At 63.7% G+C, this 18,005-nt stretch carries 14 protein-coding genes; 8 read left to right on the top strand and 6 right to left on the bottom strand.

Annotated features, from left to right (window positions below):
• Nucleotides 1-231: 231 nt before the first annotated feature.
• Nucleotides 232-3,345: a transglycosylase domain-containing protein gene (locus ACLFKU_RS13775; RefSeq protein ID WP_410849455.1), complete on the top strand. Its 3,114-nt coding sequence runs from the start codon at nucleotides 232-234 to the stop codon at nucleotides 3,343-3,345.
• A gap of 5 nt (nucleotides 3,346-3,350) precedes the next feature.
• Here the strand turns inward: ACLFKU_RS13775 and ACLFKU_RS13770 are convergent, their stop codons facing one another.
• The 4 genes from ACLFKU_RS13770 to ACLFKU_RS13755 form a co-directional block, all read right to left on the bottom strand.
• A complete protein-coding gene (locus tag ACLFKU_RS13770) occupies nucleotides 3,351-4,595 on the bottom strand; it encodes an ROK family transcriptional regulator (protein ID WP_368582360.1) in 1,245 nt (414 codons plus the stop codon).
• A gap of 42 nt (nucleotides 4,596-4,637) precedes the next feature.
• Complete coding sequence (locus ACLFKU_RS13765; protein WP_368582361.1) at nucleotides 4,638-5,441, bottom strand: ATP-binding cassette domain-containing protein; 804 nt, start codon at nucleotides 5,439-5,441, stop codon at nucleotides 4,638-4,640.
• A gap of 20 nt (nucleotides 5,442-5,461) precedes the next feature.
• Nucleotides 5,462-6,451 (bottom strand): ABC transporter permease, encoded by a 990-nt coding sequence (locus tag ACLFKU_RS13760; RefSeq protein WP_368582362.1) that lies wholly within the window; start codon nucleotides 6,449-6,451, stop codon nucleotides 5,462-5,464.
• A gap of 96 nt (nucleotides 6,452-6,547) precedes the next feature.
• Nucleotides 6,548-7,549: a sugar ABC transporter substrate-binding protein gene (locus ACLFKU_RS13755; RefSeq protein ID WP_410849454.1), complete on the bottom strand. Its 1,002-nt coding sequence runs from the start codon at nucleotides 7,547-7,549 to the stop codon at nucleotides 6,548-6,550.
• Between the two features lie 449 nt (nucleotides 7,550-7,998).
• Between ACLFKU_RS13755 and ACLFKU_RS13750 the strand changes: the two genes are divergently transcribed.
• Nucleotides 7,999-9,207, top strand: coding sequence for an MFS transporter (locus ACLFKU_RS13750; RefSeq protein ID WP_410849453.1), 1,209 nt, complete (start codon nucleotides 7,999-8,001; stop codon nucleotides 9,205-9,207).
• 50 nt (nucleotides 9,208-9,257) lie between these two features.
• Here the strand turns inward: ACLFKU_RS13750 and ACLFKU_RS13745 are convergent, their stop codons facing one another.
• Nucleotides 9,258-10,301 (bottom strand): LacI family DNA-binding transcriptional regulator, encoded by a 1,044-nt coding sequence (locus ACLFKU_RS13745; protein WP_410849452.1) that lies wholly within the window; start codon nucleotides 10,299-10,301, stop codon nucleotides 9,258-9,260.
• Between the two features lie 193 nt (nucleotides 10,302-10,494).
• Between ACLFKU_RS13745 and ACLFKU_RS13740 the strand changes: the two genes are divergently transcribed.
• From ACLFKU_RS13740 to ACLFKU_RS13720, 5 genes are all read left to right on the top strand, one after another.
• Nucleotides 10,495-11,646: an ABC transporter ATP-binding protein gene (locus tag ACLFKU_RS13740; RefSeq protein ID WP_410849451.1), complete on the top strand. Its 1,152-nt coding sequence runs from the start codon at nucleotides 10,495-10,497 to the stop codon at nucleotides 11,644-11,646.
• Nucleotides 11,647-11,666: 20 nt separating this feature from the next.
• Entirely contained in the window at nucleotides 11,667-13,643 is a 1,977-nt protein-coding gene (locus ACLFKU_RS13735; RefSeq protein ID WP_410849450.1) for a beta-galactosidase, read from the top strand.
• An 88-nt stretch (nucleotides 13,644-13,731) separates the two neighbouring features.
• Nucleotides 13,732-14,985, top strand: coding sequence for an ABC transporter substrate-binding protein (locus ACLFKU_RS13730; RefSeq protein WP_368582368.1), 1,254 nt, complete (start codon nucleotides 13,732-13,734; stop codon nucleotides 14,983-14,985).
• Nucleotides 14,986-15,050: 65 nt separating this feature from the next.
• The gene (locus ACLFKU_RS13725; RefSeq protein WP_368582369.1) at nucleotides 15,051-16,025 is read left to right on the top strand and encodes a carbohydrate ABC transporter permease; all 975 of its coding nucleotides are present in this window, start codon (nucleotides 15,051-15,053) and stop codon (nucleotides 16,023-16,025) included.
• A 10-nt stretch (nucleotides 16,026-16,035) separates the two neighbouring features.
• Nucleotides 16,036-16,887: a carbohydrate ABC transporter permease gene (locus tag ACLFKU_RS13720; protein WP_410849449.1), complete on the top strand. Its 852-nt coding sequence runs from the start codon at nucleotides 16,036-16,038 to the stop codon at nucleotides 16,885-16,887.
• A 99-nt stretch (nucleotides 16,888-16,986) separates the two neighbouring features.
• Here the strand turns inward: ACLFKU_RS13720 and ACLFKU_RS13715 are convergent, their stop codons facing one another.
• Nucleotides 16,987-17,466, bottom strand: coding sequence for a hypothetical protein (locus ACLFKU_RS13715; RefSeq protein WP_410849448.1), 480 nt, complete (start codon nucleotides 17,464-17,466; stop codon nucleotides 16,987-16,989).
• Nucleotides 17,467-17,517: 51 nt separating this feature from the next.
• On the opposite strand from ACLFKU_RS13715, the gene ACLFKU_RS13710 reads away from it, so the two are divergent.
• On the top strand, nucleotides 17,518-17,850 hold the full coding sequence (locus tag ACLFKU_RS13710) for a DUF2322 family protein (protein WP_368582371.1): 333 nt from the start codon (nucleotides 17,518-17,520) through the stop codon (nucleotides 17,848-17,850).
• Nucleotides 17,851-18,005 lie beyond the last annotated feature (155 nt).

The following is an 18,005-nucleotide window of genomic DNA, read 5'->3' as shown; positions in this document are numbered from 1 at the left end:
CGACGGCCGCCAGGAACGGCAAAACCGCCCGAAAAGGCGGTTTGGTATTCGTGTGAAAGACCTTCAATATCTCATGCCGGTTCGCGTTTTGTCATTCGACGCCAGCGGGTGTTGTAGCCGCGACACTGTCGCGTCAATCTGAGCCGATGACGGTTTCTCGTTCCGAGCTACACTGGTTTATATGAACTGAGCCAGGCTGGACATCCTGGCCATCGCTCGGGGAGAGCAGCCATGAATCGGCCACCGCTTCGGTTTCCGCTTCGCGCGACCAGCACCGTGACCGTGCGGGGTTGGCGTTGGCTCAAATGGGGCCTCGCAGCGTTTTTCCTGCTCGCGATGGCGCTGATTGCGCGGCTCGTGCAGATCGAGATCGAGACCTCGCGGCTGCAGGCGCGCTACCTTTCCGAGCTGACCCGCGACGTCGGTTTTTCGGTCGCCGACGGTCCCAGTCATTCCATCCGCTTTCCGCAAGCCGATAAAGGCCCGTACGACGCGCGCCTCGGCTACGCGCTGTTGCCTGCCATTCAGCAGCGCCTGTTGCAGCATGGCTTCGAAATCAGCTCGCAGGCGCGCGATTCAGAACGCATGCTGTCGCTGGCCGATGACGGCCTGTTCCTGCCTTACGACGAAAAAGACACGGCGGGTCTGCAATTGTTCGACGGCACTGGCGTGCCGCTCTACAGCGCTCAGTTTCCGGGCCGCGTGTACGACAGCTTCGACGCGATTCCGCCGCTCGTCGTGAACTCGCTGCTGTTCATCGAAGACCGCTATCTGCTCGATCCGAATCAGCCGAACCGCAATCCTGCGATCGACTGGGGGCGCTTCAGCCGCGCGCTCGCCGACCAGGGCGCACGCGTTTTCAATCGTCATCAACAGACGCCGGGCGGCAGCACGCTCGCGACGCAGATCGAGAAATTCCGTCATTCGGCGGGCGGCCGCACCGCGACGCCGCCAGAAAAGCTGCGGCAAATCGCGTCGGCGTCGGTGCGCGCCTATCTGAACGGACCGCAAACGCTGCCCGCGCGCGAACAGATCGTCGTGCACTATCTGAACTCGGTGCCGCTCGCCGCGCAGCCCGGCGTCGGCGAAATCAACGGGATCGGCGATGGTCTCGCCGCCTGGTATGGGCGCGATTTCCGCGAGACCAACCGTCTGCTGAAGGCGCCGTCGACCGACGCGAATCTGCCCGACCAGGGCCTGGCGTTTCGCGAAGTGCTGTCGCTGATGATCGCGCAACGCGCGCCGTCGTTTTTCCTGCAGCGCGGCTATCCGGAACTCGAACGGCTGACCGACAGCTATCTGCGGCTGCTCGCGAGTGGCGGCGTGATCACCGCGCAGTTGCGCGACGCGGCGCTCGCGGCGCACGTCGAACTGCATCGCGCACCGCGCACCACACCGGATCTCGGCTCGTTCGTATCGCGCAAGGCCGTGACGTCGATGCGCTCGCATCTGCTCGCCGCGCTCGGCGTGCGCAGTTTCTATGAACTGGACCGCCTCGACGTGCAGGCGACAGGCACGCTGAACAACGACGTGCAACAGGCCGTTGCCGAGCGCCTCGCCGCCGCCGCGACCAAAGACGGCGCGAAGGCCGCGGGTCTCGTCGGCTACGAAATGCTGCGCGGGTCGGACGATCCGTCGCATATCGCCTACAGCTTCACACTGTTCGAGCGGCACGGCGATGCGAACCTCGTGCGCGTGCAGACCGATAGCGTGAACCAGCCGTTCGACATCAATTCGGGCGCGCGCCTGAACCTCGGCTCGACCGCAAAACTACGCACCGTCATCACGTATCTGCAGATCGTCACCGATCTGCACACCCGCTACGCCTCGCTGGGCAATGCCGAGCTGAAAGCGATCACGCCCGATCCGAACGATCGGCTGACGCGCTGGGCGATCGACTATCTGCTGCACACGCGCGACCATTCGCTGCGGCCGATGCTCGACGCCGCCGTCGAGCGTAAATACTCGGCGAGCCCCGGCGAAACGTTCTATACGGGCGGTGGCGCGCAGACCTTCACGAACTTCGAGTCCGACGACAACAGCCGCATCCTGACCGTGCATCGTGCGTTCCAGCATTCGGTGAACCTCGTGTTCGTGCGTCTGATGCGCGATATCGTTCACTATGAAATGGTGCAGACCACCGGGCCGTCGTCGGAATGGCTCGGCGACACGGCGACCCGCAAGATGTATCTGACGCGTTTCGCCGATCAGGAAAGCCGCGTGTACATGAAGCGTTTCTACACGAAGTACCACGGCAAGACGCCCGATCAGCAGATCACGCTGTTGCTGCTCGGCGTGCGCAAATCGCCGCCGAAAGTGGCGACCGCTTTGCGCAGCGTCGCGCCGGATCAGTCGAACGCGTGGTTCAACAAGATGATGTACGCGGCGCTGAAGAACACGCCGTCGGCTTCGATGCTCGACGACGAAGACCTCGCGAATCTGTACGACAAGTACGGCATCAACCGTTTCAACCTGAACGACCGCGGGTATATCTCGAGCGTGCATCCGCTCGAACTGTGGACGCTGAATTATCTGCGCAAGCATCCCGATGCGACGCTCGCGCAGATCGAAACCGCGAGCCAGGACGTGCGCCTGTCCACTTACTCGTGGCTCTTCAAGACGCGCTATCACGCAACTCAGGATCGCCGCATCAAGCGCATGGTCGAACTGCGCGCGTTCGACGCGATCGGCAAATCGTGGCAGGCGCTCGGCTATCCGTTTGCGTCGCTGACGCCGTCGTATGCGGCGGCGATCGGCGCGTCGGGCGATCGTCCGGCGGCGCTCGCGCAACTGATCGGCGTGATCGCGAACGGCGGCAACAAGGTGCCGACCGAAACGCTGACGCAAATCGACTTCGCGAAGGATACGCCGTACGAAACGCATTTCAGGCGCGCGGTGGTCGCGCCGCAGCAGCAGGTGTCGCCGGAGATCGCGAGCGAGGTGCGGATGCTGTTGCGTGATGTCGTGACGGGCGGTACCGCGAGGCGCCTCGCGCAAGGCATGACGTTCCCGAACGGCGAAACGCTCGAAGTCTATGGCAAGACCGGCACCGGCGATCAGCGCTTGAACGTGTATGCAAAGGGCGCGCGCTTGATCGAGTCGCGCAAGGTGAATCGCAGCGCGACCTTCGTGTTCGCGCTCGGCGACCGCTTCTACGGCACGCTGACCGCGTGGGTGCACGAGCCCTATGCCGCGCGTTACGACTTCACGAGTGCGCTGGCGGTGCAGTTGCTGAAGTCGATGGCACCGGCGTTGCAGCCGTTGCTCGATAAACCGGTTCAGAAAACCGTGACGACGGTGCCGGCGGAATCTACGCCAGCAGCGACGAAGGTTGCCGCGCACTGAACCGCTTACCGCTCATCAAAACCCGCCTCCGATGCCGCGGGCTTCAGAAACAGCTCATGGACCGGTGCGAAATGCGCATATAGCGGCAGAATCGCACCGCCCATCGCGCGGGCGTCGGCGCCGATCGCGCCTTCCAGCAATTGCGGCCGCACCATCCCTTCCCATTCGAAACGATCGAGCACGCGCTCGGTGCGTCGAATGATCTCGCGCAGCAATAGCCGGTCGAACTCGCCGTCGATCACGACGGCTTCGAGATCGAGCAGCGCGGCCGCGTTGGTTAGCGCGTTTGCGATCGCCGGGCACGCGCTATCGAGCCATTGCTCGGTATGCCGCCACAACTCGGGCGACAGTGCGCGATGATCGTGCGCCGCGGCGGCCGGCGCGCCCGCGTCGCTGAACAGTTGTTCGAGCACGAAGCCCGATGCCGCGTGCAGCAACTGCCGCGCGGGTTTGCGCGCGCTGCCTTCGCGTAGCGGGATCGAACCGACCGCGCCCGCGTTGTCGTGCGGACCGCCATGCAGACGGCCGTCGATCACGAGTCCGCCGCCGATGAACGTGCCGACGAACAGATACAGGAAGTTGTGGATGCCGCGGCCCTGGCCCATCACGAGTTCGGCCGCGCACGCGGCCGTGGTGTCTTTGGCGAACTCGACGGGCAGGCCGGTTATCGCCGCGATGCGTGCGCGCAGATCGATGTCGTTCCAGGCTTCGAGCGCGCCGGGCGGCGCGCCGAGAAAGTCGCGCCAGCCGCCGAGCCACAACGGCGCCGCGACGCCGACGCCGACCACTTTGCCGGCCTTCGCACCGAGCGTCTGGTTCACGCGCGCGAGTTTGCTCTCGAGCGCGGGGAACAGCGTTCGCGGGTCGGGATACGCATACTCGAACACGTCGCGGCACACGATGCGCCCGGCGAAGTCCATCGCGAGCACGTCGAGACTGCGGCGTCCGACCTTGATGCCGATCGTGTACGCGCCGTCCGCGCACAACGCGATCGGCACCGACGGCTGGCCGATCTTGCCGCGCACGCGCGCCTGTTTTTCGAGCAGGCCGTCGGCGATCAGCCGATCGACGATCATCGACACCGTCTGCATCGAAAGACGCGTGAGCCGGCCGACCTCGGCCTTCGGCAGGGGGCCATGCAAGCGGATCGTTTGCAGCACGATCCGCTCGTTGAATTGCCGCATGCCGACCTGATTCGAGCCGACCGTGCGTTTGACCGGCGAACGCGGGCTGGTGCTGGAAGTGTCCATCGTCGTGTATCGGCCTCGTGGCTCAGCGGGTTGAGCGGCGCGTCACGCGATTGCCTTCACGTCGGCTTCCTTTGCGCCGGTCATGATCGCGACCGCTTCCGACATGTGCACGTCCTTCGTATTGACGAGCGCCGCGCGCCGGCCGAGCCGCTGAATATGGATGCGGTCGGCGATCTCGAACACGTGCGGCATGTTGTGGCTGATCAGGATCACCGGCAAACCACGATCGCGCACGCGCCGGATCAGTTCCAGCACCATGTTGCCTTCCTTCACGCCGAGCGCGGCGGTGGGCTCGTCGAGAATCACGACGTGGCGCGCGAACGCCGCGCTGCGTGCCACCGCGACGCCCTGGCGCTGGCCGCCGGACAGCGTTTCGACCGCCTGGCGCATCGAGCGGATGCCGATTTGCAGGTCTTTCATGGCCGCGGTCGCTTCGTCGAGCATGCGGCGCTTGTCGATCATCTTGAACAGCGAGCCGCGCCAGCCAGGCTTCAGCAATTCGCGGGCGAGAAACAGATTTTCGGCGATGCTCATCGCCGGCGCGACCGCGAGTTCCTGGTACACGGTCTCGATGCCTTGCGCGCGTGCATCGAGCGGACTGCGGAACTTGACTGGTTTGCCGTCGAGCAGAATCTCGCCTTCGTCGGGCACCGTCGCACCGGAAAGCGCCTTGATCAGCGACGATTTGCCGGCGCCGTTGTCGCCGATTACCGCGAGGATCTCGCCGGGCAGCACTTCGAAATCGCAACCGTCGAGCGCGGTCACGTTGCCATAACGTTTGACGAGCCCGCGTGCTTGCAGAACCGGCATTGCAGCGGACGTGGAAGGGGAGGTGGAGGTCAGCATGACAAGGCTCCTGTGCGGGATCAACGGCCGCGGTGCGAGAGTTTATCGGCGGCGACCGCGAGAATCACGAGGATGCCGGTGATCAAGACCTGGTACACCGAGGACACGCCGATCAGCGTCAGGCCGTTACGGAACACGCCGACGATCAGCGCTCCAAGCAAGGTGCCGACGATCGACCCGCGTCCGCCGAACAGACTCGTGCCGCCGAGCACGACCGCGGTGATGCTATCGAGGTTCTCGGTTTGCCCGGCCTGCGGATCGCCGACGCCGGTGCGCGCTACCGACAGCAGCGCGGCGATGCCATAGATCGCGCCGGCGAGCGTGTAGACGATCAGCAGAATCCGCTGCGACGACAGGCCCATCAGCCGCGCGGCCTCGGCGTTGTTGCCGAGCGCGTACAGATGCCGGCCGGGCACCGTGTCGCGCAGCACGAACCACGTGGCCAGATACATCAGCAGCGTCAGCACGGTGCCGTACGTGACTTCCGCCGGTCCGAGCCTGAACGTGCTGCCGAAGAACATGATCGCGTCGGGCAGGTTCGACACGCTTTCCGCGTTCGAGTAGATCTGCGTGAGCGCAAACGCGATGTTCAGCGTACCGAGCGTGACGATGAACGCCGGCAACTTGATGCGCGTGATCAACAGACCGTTCAGTAAGCCGAACAATGTGCTGGCGCCGATCCCGCACAGGATGGCGAGAATGGGCGGCACGCCGAGCACGACCGCGAACTTGGTCATGATGATCGAGCCGAAGGCCATCACCATGCCGCAGGACAGGTCGATGCCACCGGTCAGCACGATCAGCGTCTGGCCGATCGCGATGACCGCGACGACCATCGTCTGTTGCAGGATCAGCGACAGGTTCTGAAACGATAGAAAGCGGCTGCTCTGCGAAATAAAGAACCCGCAGGCCAGCACCAGCGCGATCAGCGGTCCGATTTCGGACAGTGACGGCAGGTGCTCGGAGAAAGACGGGCGCGGGCGGCCGGCGGGCGCGGAAGGGGTCGACATGATGGCAGTCCTCGGTACATGAGCGTGACCTGAAGGTCACGCGGCGAATCAGATGGCGGCCCGCTACGACGCGCAACGGGCCGCTGTGCATGCGTGTTACTTGCCCCAGCAGTTATCGAGGCCGAACTTCGTGTCCTTGCTATCGACGCCGGACATCGGTTTATCGGTGATCAGCGTGACGCCGGTGTCCTGATACCCGGAGACTTTCTTGCCGGTCTTCGCGTAATCGACGCCGGCGGTGACGCCGAGCGAGGCCATCTTCAGCGGATACTGCTGCGAGGTCGCCGCGATCGCGCCGGCCTTCACGTTGCGCACGCCTTCGCATCCGCCGTCGATCGACACGATCATCACGCCCTTGTCCTTGCCCGCTGCCTTCAGCGCGCGATACGCGCCGGCCGCGGCCGGTTCGTTGATCGTGTAGACCACGTTGATATCGGGCGCTTTTTGCAGGCAGTTTTCCATCGCGGTCTGGCCTTTCGCCTGATCGCCGCGCGTGTCCTGGCTGCAGACGATCGACGCATCGCCTTCCTTGACGCCGAAGCCTTCGAGGAAGCCGTTGTGACGCAGCACGCCGACCGACACGCCCGGCGCGAGGTCGAGCGTCGCGATCTTCGCGGGCTTGCCGTTCAGCGCGGCCTTCGCATATTTGCCGATCAGCACGCCTGCCTTGAAGTTGTCGGTCGCGAAGAGGGCGTCGGTCGCGTCCTGCGGGTCGGTCGGCGTATCGAGCGCGACGACCATCACGCCGGCCGCGCGCGCTTTCTTGATGCTCGGCACGATCGCCTTGGTGTCGCTCGGCGTGATCAGGATCGCTTTCGCGCCGGCCGTCATCATGTTTTCGATCGCGGTGACCTGGCTCGCGTTGTCGCCGTCGAACTTGCCGGCGGCTGTGATCAGTCTGGCGCCGTCTTTCGACGCGGCCGCGTCCGCGCCCTGGCGCATCTTGACGAAGAACGGGTTCGTATCGGTTTTCGTGATCAGGCCGATGACGGGCTGGTCGGCGGCCTGACTCGCGCTCGCGCACCACAGCGCTGCTGCGGCGGCGCACATCGACACGATTGTCCTGGCGACAGGACGCCTGTGGGAATTCAGATTCATGAGACGCTCCTCCGGTTATTGGCAACGACGTGTGAGACTGCTGATAGATCGAAACTGCAAAGTTGCGAGCTCGACGTTCGGCGATGACGCTTCGATTCGATGTGATCCGAAGGAGATCGCCTAAATCACTTTGGTTGATTTAGTACAGCAGGCGCGCAGCCGATCGTCAAGGAGATGTGAAAGCGGAAAATTGCCGCGCGGCGCACCGCGTGCAGGCTGTGAGCCTTGCGTGGTAAGGCTTTGAGCGAGTGTTGCGGCGCGGAGTAGCGCGTCTGGGCTTCGGGAAAGTCCTGGATCGACTGAAAGCTATTTGAAGCCTGAACGATGGCCTTTAAACGCTCTTCGCGGCGCGTAAGGCGCTTTTTCGGTGTTCGCTGAATCGAGAGGCGAGGTCGCGGCGGAACAGCACTTGCTCGCGTCGACAGGACGTGAACCTGTCGGAGAGACCCATGTCTTCGCATTGGTGGCAGCGACGACTCGGCTCCCGCGAATCGTTGATCGCCGCCGCGCTCGTGATCGGCGTTCTGTACGCGGGCAGCACGATGGTCACGCCGCTTTATCCCCTCTATCAACGTCGGTTCGGCTTATCCGAACTGACGATCACGCTCGTGTACGCGACCTACGTGATCGGCAATCTCGGCGCGTTGTTTTTATTCGGCCGCGTATCCGACCAGGCCGGCCGTCGATCGGTCACTCTGCTGGTGCTGGCAGCCGCGATCGTGAGCACGATGTGCTTTCTATTCGCCACGCATGCGACGTGGCTGTTCGTCGCCCGAGCGGCAAGCGGACTTGCGATCGGCGTGGGTGCCGCCACGGCGACCGCGTGGATCGCGGAATTGCACGCCGGCGCCGATAAGGCGCCCGCCAGCCGTCTTGCCGCGGCGGTCAATGTGGCCGGGCTCGGAGTCGGGCCGCTGCTGACCGGACTGCTCGCGCAATTCGCGCCCTGGCCGTTGCACACGGTGTTCGTCGTTTATCTGTTGGCGCTTCTGGTCACCGCGGCGTTGGCGGCGCTCGCATGCGAAACCGTGCAGGAGCGTGCCCGGACGTTTGCACAGGTGGCGTTCGCGCCACGCATCGGCGTACCCGCGCGATTGCGCGTGGCATTCGTCGTGCCTGCCGTCACCGCATTCGCGACCTTCGCGCTGCTCGGCTTTTTCGCGGCGCTGTTGCCCAATCTGATCGCGAACAGCATGCATCTGCACAGTCCCGCGCTGAGCGGGGCGCTCGTCGCCGAACTGTTCGCCGCGAGCACGATCACGGTGATGGTCACGTCGAAACTCGCCGCCCGCACCGCGATGTTCGCCGGTCTGTGGCTGCTGCCTCCGAGTCTGGCGTTGCTGCTGTGGGCGCAGGTCGCCGCGTCGATCGTAGTGCTGAGCGCGGCGACGGCGTTGTGTGGCATCGCAGCCGCGCTCGGGTTTCGCGGCAGTCTGCAGGAGGTCAACCGGATCGCGCCCGCGGACCAACGCGCCGAATTGCTATCGGCGTATCTGCTGTGCTGTTACACCGGCAACTCGTTGCCGGCGGTCGGCATAGCGCTGCTGTCGACCCGGGTCGGGCATTTGTGGGCGAACGTCGCGTTCGCGGCGGTGTCCGCGGTATTGGCCTGCATTGCGTTGGCGGTCGGTGCGCGCGTGCCGCGTCACGCGAGTTGATGGCCGAACCTCGTCGGCCGCAACGTTGCGTCGCGGCTGCTACTGCCACATCAACGCGAGCGGGGCGCGGCCGTCGATGCGCGCACGACCAGTTTCGGCTCGGACGAAATCCGCATCGGCACGTTCGCCGGCACATCCCCTACGGCGCGTCCGGCTTGTCCGTACGATGTCTCGATCAGTTCGCGCAGCAGTTCCACTGCAAGTCCTGCGACCTCGACCGTCGGTACCGCCACCGTCGTCAGCGCGGGACGCGACTCGCGCGCGAGCTGGATGTCGGTGATGCCGATCACCGACAGATCGTGCGGCACGCGCAGGCCGAGGTCCGCCGCCGCGTGCATTGCGCCGAGCGCGGGCAGGTCGTTGGTCACGAAGATCGCGCTTAGTTGCGGATCGGCTTCGAGCAGCGCGCGCGCCGCAATGTAGCCGCCGTGGATCGTGTCGAGGCCATGCCGCACGCGGTTCTTCGTCACGCCGGCTGCGCGCAATGCGTCGACGAAACCTTCGTAGCGCGTCGCGTGAATACCCGAGGCCTTGCTGCCGACGATCGCACCAATGCGCCGATGCCCGAGTTCGAGCAGGTGCTCGGCGGCCAGTTTGCCGGCCAGCCGGAAATCGACCGCGACGCACGGCAACCCGGGCGGCTCGCTGGGCCGCTCCCACATGCACAGCACGACCGGCGTGCCGCGCGCTTCGGTCTTGTGCAGATCGGCGAAATCGAGGTTCGCGTTGGTCACGAGCACACCTTCGGACAAGGTGCCGGCGATCTGGTCGAGATACGCGCGGCCAGTCAGCGGATCCTCGTTCGTATTGCAGATGATCACGAAGTGGCCGCTCGCGCGCGCGGCGCGTTCGACCGCGAGCGCGAACTCCGGATAGAACGGATTCGCGATGCTCGACACCATCAGCGCAAGCGTCGGCGCGCGGCCTTCGGCAAGCGCGCGCGCGGCAAGATGCGGGCGATAGCCGAGCGTCGCGACTGCATCGAGCACGCGTTGCCGGGTCGTTTCGCCGACGCGGCCGCGATTGCGCAGCACGTTGGACACCGTGGCTGGCGTAACGCCGGCATGACGCGCGACTTCGCTGAGTGTAGGCATGGTAAGGTCAGTATTTGGGATGGCTGTCCGGCATTTGCATCGCGCCGCGAGGCGCGGCAACATCTGCCCTCGAACCAAGTACAAAACGATATCGGAGACAGACCCAACGATCGCCTTGCGATCGATTTTTCGGTCGCGCTGATTAAGCGCTTAATCTCCGACTTCGCGCCGATTAAATCACGGAGTCGATGCAATGGCGAGCATTTCGTTACGAGGCGTGCAGAAGGCGTATGGCGACGGTGCGCCAGTGATTCGCAACGTCGATCTGGACATCGGCGAAAACGAGTTCTGCGTGTTTCTCGGCCCGTCGGGCTGCGGCAAGTCCACGCTGCTGCGCATGATCGCCGGACTGGAGGATGTAACCGACGGCGACCTGTCGATCGGCGGGAAGATCGTCAACGACGTGCCGGCCGCGCAACGCGGCGTCGCGATGGTGTTCCAGAGCTATGCGCTGTTTCCGCACATGAGCGTGTTCGAGAACATGGCGTTCGGCCTGAAACTCGCGAAGACCCCGAAGGATGAAATCGAGCGCAAGGTGCGTGAAGCTGCGCGCATCCTGCAACTCGAGGCACTGCTCGAGCGCAAGCCGAAGGCGCTGTCGGGCGGGCAGCGGCAGCGCGTCGCGATCGGCCGCGCGATCGTGCGCGAGCCCGGCGTGTTTCTGTTCGACGAACCGCTGTCCAATCTCGATGCAACCTTGCGCGGACAAACGCGCGTCGAGATCGCACGCCTGCATAAGCAGTTCGCGAAGGCGAGCGTGGTCTACGTGACGCACGATCAGATCGAAGCGATGACGCTCGCCGACAAGATCGTGCTGCTGCATTCGGGCAAAGACACCGAGCGCTACGGCAGCATCGCGCAGATCGGCGCGCCGCTCGAGTTGTATCACCGCCCGAAAAGCCGCTTCGTGGCCGGCTTTATCGGCTCCCCGCGAATGAATTTCCTGCCGGGCAGGGTGGCCTCGCTCGATGCGCAAGGCGTGCTCGTCACGCTCGATCACACCGGCGAGAACGTGCGCGTGCCGGTCAGCAGCGCGGGCTTGCAGTCAGCGCAGCCGGTCACGCTTGGCGTGCGTCCCGAGCATCTGGAGTTCGTCGATGCATCGGCCGCGTCGCAAGACGGCGTGCTCGCGCGCACCGTATCGCTCGTCGAGCAGCTTGGCGAACACAGCTACGTGCACCTCGATCAACCCGGCGGGGCCGTGCTGATCGCCAAGGCGCCGGGCAACACGCGCCTCGCTCCGGGCGATCGCGCAAACCTGCGGGTGCCGCGTACCGCCTCTCATCTGTTTACCGAGGACGGCTTCGCGGCCGCGTCGCTCGAATCCGTCGAACACTACGCTTGAAGAACATTGGGGACACAGGGATGCGTTTAGGAGTCTGTTATTACCCGGAGCACTGGCCCGAGTCGATGTGGAAAGACGACGCGCGCCGGATGAAAGCGCTCGGCATCGAGCAGGTGCGGATTGGAGAATTCGCGTGGAGCCGGATCGAGCCGGCGCCCGGCGAATACGATTGGGGCTGGCTCGATCGCGCCGTCGACGTGCTCGGCGCGGCTGGCCTGAAGGTCGTCATGTGTACGCCGACGGCGACGCCGCCGAAGTGGCTGATCGATCGTCATCCGGATATCCTGCCGGTCGGCGCCGATGGACGCCCACGCGCGTTTGGCTCGCGGCGTCATTACGACTTCTCGTCACCCGTGTATTTCGACGCGTCGCGCCGTATCTGCACGGCGGTGGCCGAGCGCTACGGCAAGCATCCGGCGGTCGCTTTCTGGCAGACCGATAACGAATTCGGCTGTCATTACACGGTGGTCAGCTATTCGCCGGCCGCGGTCACGCGCTTTCGCGAGTGGCTGAAGGCGCGTTATCGCACGATCCAGGCGTTGAACGAAGCATGGGGCACGGTGTTCTGGAGCATGGAGTACCGCAGCTTCGAGGAAATCGACGCACCGGTCGGCACCGTGACCGAGGCGCATCCTTCGCATCGGCTCGACTACCGGCGCTTCGCATCCGACGAAGTGGCGCGCTACAACCGCATGCAGGTCGAGATCATTCGCTCGCATTCGCCGGGGCGGCCGGTCGCGCACAACTTCATGCAGCTTTTCACCGAGTTCGATCACTACAAGGTCGCGGCCGATCTCGACGTCGCGACGTGGGACAGCTATCCGCTCGGCGCGCTCGAAGAGCAGTGGTTCGCGCCGGAGATCAAGGCGCGCTGGTTGCGCACCGGTCATCCGGATTTCGCGTCGTTCAATCACGACGTGTATCGCGGCATGTCGAAGCTGCCGCTGTGGGTGATGGAGCAGCAGCCGGGACCGGTGAACTGGGCGCAGTGGAATCCGGCGCCGCTGCCGGGCATGGTGCGGCTGTGGAGCTGGGAAGCTTTCGCGCACGGCGCGGGCTGCGTGTCGTATTTCCGCTGGCGGCAGGCGCCGTTCGCGCAGGAGCAGATGCATGCGGGGCTCAATACGCCCGATAACCGGCTCGACGTCGGCGGCAATGAAGCCTCGCAGGTGGCGTCGGAAATCCAGACGGTGCTCGCCGCGACTGCCGATGCGAATGCGTCGATCCGCTCGAAAGTCGCGCTTGTCTACGACTACGAAGCGAAGTGGCTGTTCGAGATTCATCCGCAGGGCGCGGATTTTCACTATCCGCGCTTCGCGTTCGAGTACTACTCGGCTTTGCGCGCGCTCGGGTTCGACGTCGATGTCGTGCCGGCCGATGCATCGTTCGATGGCTATAGCCTCGTCGTCGTGCCGCCGCTGCCGGTCGTGCCCGACGATTTCGCGGAACGTCTCGCACGCTCGGGCGCGCAAGTCGTGCTCGGCCCACGCACCGGCTCGAAGACGCGCGACCTGCGGATTCCATCGAATCTGCCGCCGGGCGCATTGACGTCGGTGTTGCCGCTGCGCGTATGGCGCGTCGAATCGATGCGGCCGAACGTGACCGAAGCGGTGATGCTGGACCAGCAGGGCAGTACGGCCGATGGCTTCGCGCGACACTGGCGCGATTTCATCGACAGCGATGCATCATCCTCATTCGACGTGCGCGCGCGTTTCGCGGACGGTCATCCCGCGTACGTGCGAAGCGGCGTGTTCCACTACCTCGCGAGCCTGTTCGACGACGCATTGACCGTGCGCCTGTTCGCGCGGATCGCGCAGGAAGCGGGCCTCGAAACGCAGGCGCTCGGCGACAGCGTGCGCTTCAGCCGTCGCGGCGCACTGACCTATGTGTTCAACTACGGCGATCGAACCCACACGCTCGACAACATTTCCGACGACGCATTCGTGATCGGCTCCCGGGAGGTGGCGCCGCAAGGGGTAGCGGTCTACCGCTCGTAATTGAAGTCTGGCCCAGGCAATTCCACGCAGTCATTCGAAACAGAAGCGACAACGACGTAAAAACCATGGAATGAAGGAGACAGTCAGGATGAAACTGAAACCACGCAAGATTCTGGTGGCGCTCGCGCTGGCCGCGGTTGCCGCGGGGACCACGGTCGTCAGCACCGCTCAGGCGAGCACGCTCGCGATGAACATCGCGTTCAAGGGCGCGAGCCAGCGCGCGGTGTGGCAGCAGGTGGTCGACGAGTTCAAGAAGGCGCATCCCGGGATCGACGTGAAGGTGTCGTTCATCGACGAAGAGGCTTACAAGGTCCAGTTGCCGGGTTGGCTTTCGACTGTCGCGCCCGATATCGTCAACTGGCACGACGGCGAGCGTATGGCGTATTACGCGCAGCGCGGCCTGTTCGAGGATCTGACCGGCGACTGGCAGAAGAACGGCTGGAACGACATGTATGCGTCGACGAAGGAAGCATCGTCGTACAAGGGCAAGCAGTATGCCGCGCCGACCGTGTACTACTCGTGGGGGATGTTTTATCGCAAGGACCTGTTCGACAAGGCCGGCATCAAGGGCGAGCCGAAAACTTGGGACGAGTTTCTCGACGCTGCGAAAAAGCTGAAGGCTGCCGGCATTACGCCGATCGCAGTGGCGGGCCGCGATGCTTGGACGCTGGCCGGCTGGTTCGATTACCTTGATCTGCGTCTGAACGGCAATGCGTTTCATCAGAAGCTGATGGCCGGCGAGATTCCGTACACCGATCCGCGCGTGAAGAAGGTCTATACGACGTGGAAGCAGCTGATCGACGACGGCTACTTCATCAACAATTCACTCTCCTACGATCTCGATTCGGTGCAGCCGTTCCTGTTCCAGGGCAAGGCCGCCATGATGCTGATGGGGACGTTCATTGCGGCGGGTTTCCCGGACAACGTGAAGCCGCAAATGGGCTACTTCCAGTTCCCGATCATCGACTCCAAGGTGCCGACCGCCGAGGATGGACCGGTCGAATCGTTGCATATTCCGTCGAAAGCGAAGAATAAGGCCGATGCGCACACGTTCCTTGCATTCGTCGAGACGCCCGAAATCGGCGCGCAACTCGCAAAGGGACTCGGCTCGTTGTCGGCGAACAGCAAGTCGCCGGAGCCGGAAGATCCGATTTCGAAGATCGGCTTCCAGATCCTGTCGAATACGAAGGGCGGTATTGCGCAGTTCTACGATCGTGACATGACAAAGGAAATGGCCGACGAAGGGATGAAGGGGATGCAGCAGTTCGTCTCCGATCCGTCGAAACTCGACGACATCCTCGCGCAGCTCGAGCAGACGCGTCAGCGTATCTACAAGAAGTGAGCGGCGGCGGCCGCAAGGCCGCTGTCCGATGCATCGCGTTGTATCAGCGGATCGGGAGATTGATCGTGTCGCATTCCGTCAGCCGTCATAGCGTCGACGGTTCTGTTGAACCCGGTGGGCCGAGCTTGCCGGCACCGGGCGGTGCGCTGGGCGGCGCACCAGTCGCGTCGCGCCGGCGCGGCCCGACGCCGACCGCGCGGCGGCAGCGGCGCGCCGCATTCCTGTTTCTCGCGCCGGCCTGCTTCATGGTGGCCGTGTACGTGGTGTGGCCGATTCTCTCGACGATCCGCCTGAGCTTCTTCAACTGGGACGGGATGACCGAGCCGACCTTCATCGGCCTCGCGAACTATATCGAGCTGGTCCATACGCCGACGTTCTATACGGCGCTGAGGAACAACCTGATCTGGCTCGTGCTGTTCCTGCTCGCACCGCCAATGGGGCTCGCCGTCGCGCTGTATCTGAACCAGGCGGTGGCCGGCATCCGGATCGTCAAGTCGCTGTTTTTCGCGCCGTTCGTGTTGTCGGGCGTCGTGGTCGGACTGATCTTTTCATGGTTCTACGATCCGACCTTCGGCCTGCTCGCGATGATGCTCGGCCACGGCGTACCGGTGCTCGGCGATCCGCGCTATGCGACGTTCGGCATCGTGTTCGCCGCACTGTGGCCGCAAACCGCGTACTGCATGATTCTTTATCTGACCGGCTTGACCACGTTGAACGCCGAGCAGATCGAAGCCGCGCGAATGGAAGGCGCGCAGGGCTGGTCGATGCTGTGGCACGTGATCCTGCCGCAGTTGCGGCCCACCACGTTCATGGCGATCGTCGTGACGATCATCGGCGCGCTGCGCAGCTTCGATCTGATTTCGGTGATGACGGGCGGCGGTCCGTTCGAAAGCTCGACGGTGCTCGCCTATTTCATGTACGACCAGGCAATCAAGTATTACCGCATCGGCTATTCGGCGGCGATCGCGGTGGTGCTGTTCGGCATCATGCTCGTGTACATCGTCTATCACCTGCGGCGGATGCTGCGCGCCGAGCAATAAGGAGCCGCTGATGTTTCCGATTCCGATCGACAAATGTAAGCCGGCCACGCGCCGCGCATACAAACTGACGTTGCCGATTGCACTCGTGATCTGGCTGCTACCGATGATCGCGGTGCTGATCACGTCCGTGCGTTCGACCGAAGAACTGAGCGAGGGCAACTATTGGGGATGGCCGAAGCACTTCGCGATGTTCGATAATTATCGCGAGGCGTTGACGACGTCGCCGATGCTGCATTACTTCTGGAACAGCGTGCTGATCACGGTGCCTTCGGTCGTGGGCTCGATCGCACTCGCGGCGATGGCGGGCTTTGCGTTGGCGATCTATCGCTTTCGCGGTAATTCGACGTTGTTTGCGACCTTCGTCGCGGGCAACTTCGTGCCGATCCAGGTGTTGATGATCCCGGTGCGCGATCTGTCGTTGCAACTCGGACTGTTCAATACCGTAAGCGCGCTGATTCTGTTTCATGTGTCGTTCCAGACTGGCTTTTGCGCGCTGTTTCTGCGTAACTTCATCAAGCAGCTGCCGTTCGAACTGGTCGAGGCGGCGCGTATCGAAGGGGCGAACGAGTGGACCGTGTTCTTCAGGATCGTGCTGCCGCTGATTCGACCCGCGCTCGCTGCGTTGGCGATCCTCGTGTTCACGTTCGTGTGGAACGACTATTTCTGGGCCCTGTGTCTGACGCAAGGCGATGACGCCGCGCCGATTACGGTCGGTGTAGCCGCGCTGAAAGGGCAGTGGACGACCGCGTGGAATCTTGTTTCGGCGGGATCGATTCTGGCGGCGCTGCCATCGGTGATGATGTTCTTTGCGATGCAGAAGCATTTTGTCGCGGGCTTGACGTTTGGCGCGACGAAGGGATGAAGATGTTGGCGCGTGGCGATGCTGCGTAGAGAAGGGTTGCCCGCGTAAGCGGGCTTTTTTTCGGCGTGTTCGAATGCTGCTCGCGTGCCGGCTTATCAATCAACGCCTTTCAACTGACGCCTGGTTGAGCCGCCGCATAACGGTATTCAATGCCGCGCGCGCACTATCGAGGGGCCGCTTGTCTTCGCTCGCCTGGCTCGCGAGGTCCGCGGCCCGAGCCATCCACGGATGAGCAAACGCGACGACGCTCGCGCCTGCCGCATACGCATCTTTCGTCGCCGATGCGATCGCCGCAAAGCATGCATCCATTTCACCGCTGCGAAACAGTGTCCAGACTTGCGGCACGTGAATGATGTCCACTGACGCGGAACGTTCTACCGCATATTGCGCGAAGAGTTTCCGATTGGATTCGAGCGCGGATTCGGCCGCGCACAATACCGCAATCTTTCCGCCGCCTTGCGCGGCTTCTGCGGCCGTGGCGGCCAGCGCGGCATTGGCCCGGATAAGAGGCACAGGCGCATCCTCCGTCTCGCTGGGAAAACCAGGCCGCGACCGCCGATTCACCCGCTCGCCGCCCATCGGATAAGATACGGCCCGCCATGCATTTTTAGAACGGAAGGAGTGGTTTCAATGATCGAACCGAGCAACGTTTTCAAGGAAAATCTCGCCAGAATGCCGGCAATCGACGGCATCGCGCGCATCGATCTGGTCAACGGCAGCGGTGCCGTGGTCGCCAGCATCGAGAACAAACCGGGCAAGCAGGGCTCGCTCGCGGTGTACAACTACCTGCGCGGCGCGTTCGGCGCGCTCGACGCGAAGGCGGCCGAACACGGCCTCGCGCTGTTCGCCGAGCATACGGCCGACGCGCGCAACCGTCCGGGCGCCCATCCGAACGTCGATCACCTGCTGGCGATTGCCGCCGGCGGCGAGGCATTGCGCATCGACGTTGTTCCGGCAGCTTAAGGCCGCTCGAGTCTTTTCCGCGTCCACAAGTTAGACGTTTTCCTACCGCTACCGCAAATTCCGACGCCCCGGCGATGGGATTTGCGGCCCGCCAGCGCTGATTGCTCGGTAAAACCCTCGTTTTTCTCGAAGCCCCCGGATTAGCTTCAGATTCG

Source organism: Paraburkholderia sp. EG304 (genome assembly GCF_046543485.1).
GTDB lineage: Bacteria > Pseudomonadota > Gammaproteobacteria > Burkholderiales > Burkholderiaceae > Paraburkholderia > Paraburkholderia youngii.
Note: the sequence above shows the minus strand (reverse complement) of the source record. Positions and strands in the feature narration are given on the sequence as shown.

What these genes read in the sequence shown, in the direction of transcription:
- ACLFKU_RS13715 (WP_410849448.1), bottom strand. Translation starts at nt 17,466, where the DNA reads ATGGGCGGCGAGCGGGTGAATCGGCGGTCGCGGCCTGGTTTTCCCAGC.
- ACLFKU_RS13760 (WP_368582362.1), bottom strand. Translation starts at nt 6,451, where the DNA reads ATGTCGACCCCTTCCGCGCCCGCCGGCCGCCCGCGCCCGTCTTTCTCC.
- ACLFKU_RS13750 (WP_410849453.1), top strand. Translation starts at nt 7,999, where the DNA reads ATGTCTTCGCATTGGTGGCAGCGACGACTCGGCTCCCGCGAATCGTTG.
- ACLFKU_RS13745 (WP_410849452.1), bottom strand. Translation starts at nt 10,301, where the DNA reads ATGCCTACACTCAGCGAAGTCGCGCGTCATGCCGGCGTTACGCCAGCC.
- ACLFKU_RS13775 (WP_410849455.1), top strand. Translation starts at nt 232, where the DNA reads ATGAATCGGCCACCGCTTCGGTTTCCGCTTCGCGCGACCAGCACCGTG.
- ACLFKU_RS13740 (WP_410849451.1), top strand. Translation starts at nt 10,495, where the DNA reads ATGGCGAGCATTTCGTTACGAGGCGTGCAGAAGGCGTATGGCGACGGT.
- ACLFKU_RS13735 (WP_410849450.1), top strand. Translation starts at nt 11,667, where the DNA reads ATGCGTTTAGGAGTCTGTTATTACCCGGAGCACTGGCCCGAGTCGATG.
- ACLFKU_RS13770 (WP_368582360.1), bottom strand. Translation starts at nt 4,595, where the DNA reads ATGGACACTTCCAGCACCAGCCCGCGTTCGCCGGTCAAACGCACGGTC.
- ACLFKU_RS13730 (WP_368582368.1), top strand. Translation starts at nt 13,732, where the DNA reads ATGAAACTGAAACCACGCAAGATTCTGGTGGCGCTCGCGCTGGCCGCG.
- ACLFKU_RS13710 (WP_368582371.1), top strand. Translation starts at nt 17,518, where the DNA reads ATGATCGAACCGAGCAACGTTTTCAAGGAAAATCTCGCCAGAATGCCG.
- ACLFKU_RS13765 (WP_368582361.1), bottom strand. Translation starts at nt 5,441, where the DNA reads ATGCTGACCTCCACCTCCCCTTCCACGTCCGCTGCAATGCCGGTTCTG.
- ACLFKU_RS13720 (WP_410849449.1), top strand. Translation starts at nt 16,036, where the DNA reads ATGTTTCCGATTCCGATCGACAAATGTAAGCCGGCCACGCGCCGCGCA.
- ACLFKU_RS13755 (WP_410849454.1), bottom strand. Translation starts at nt 7,549, where the DNA reads ATGAATCTGAATTCCCACAGGCGTCCTGTCGCCAGGACAATCGTGTCG.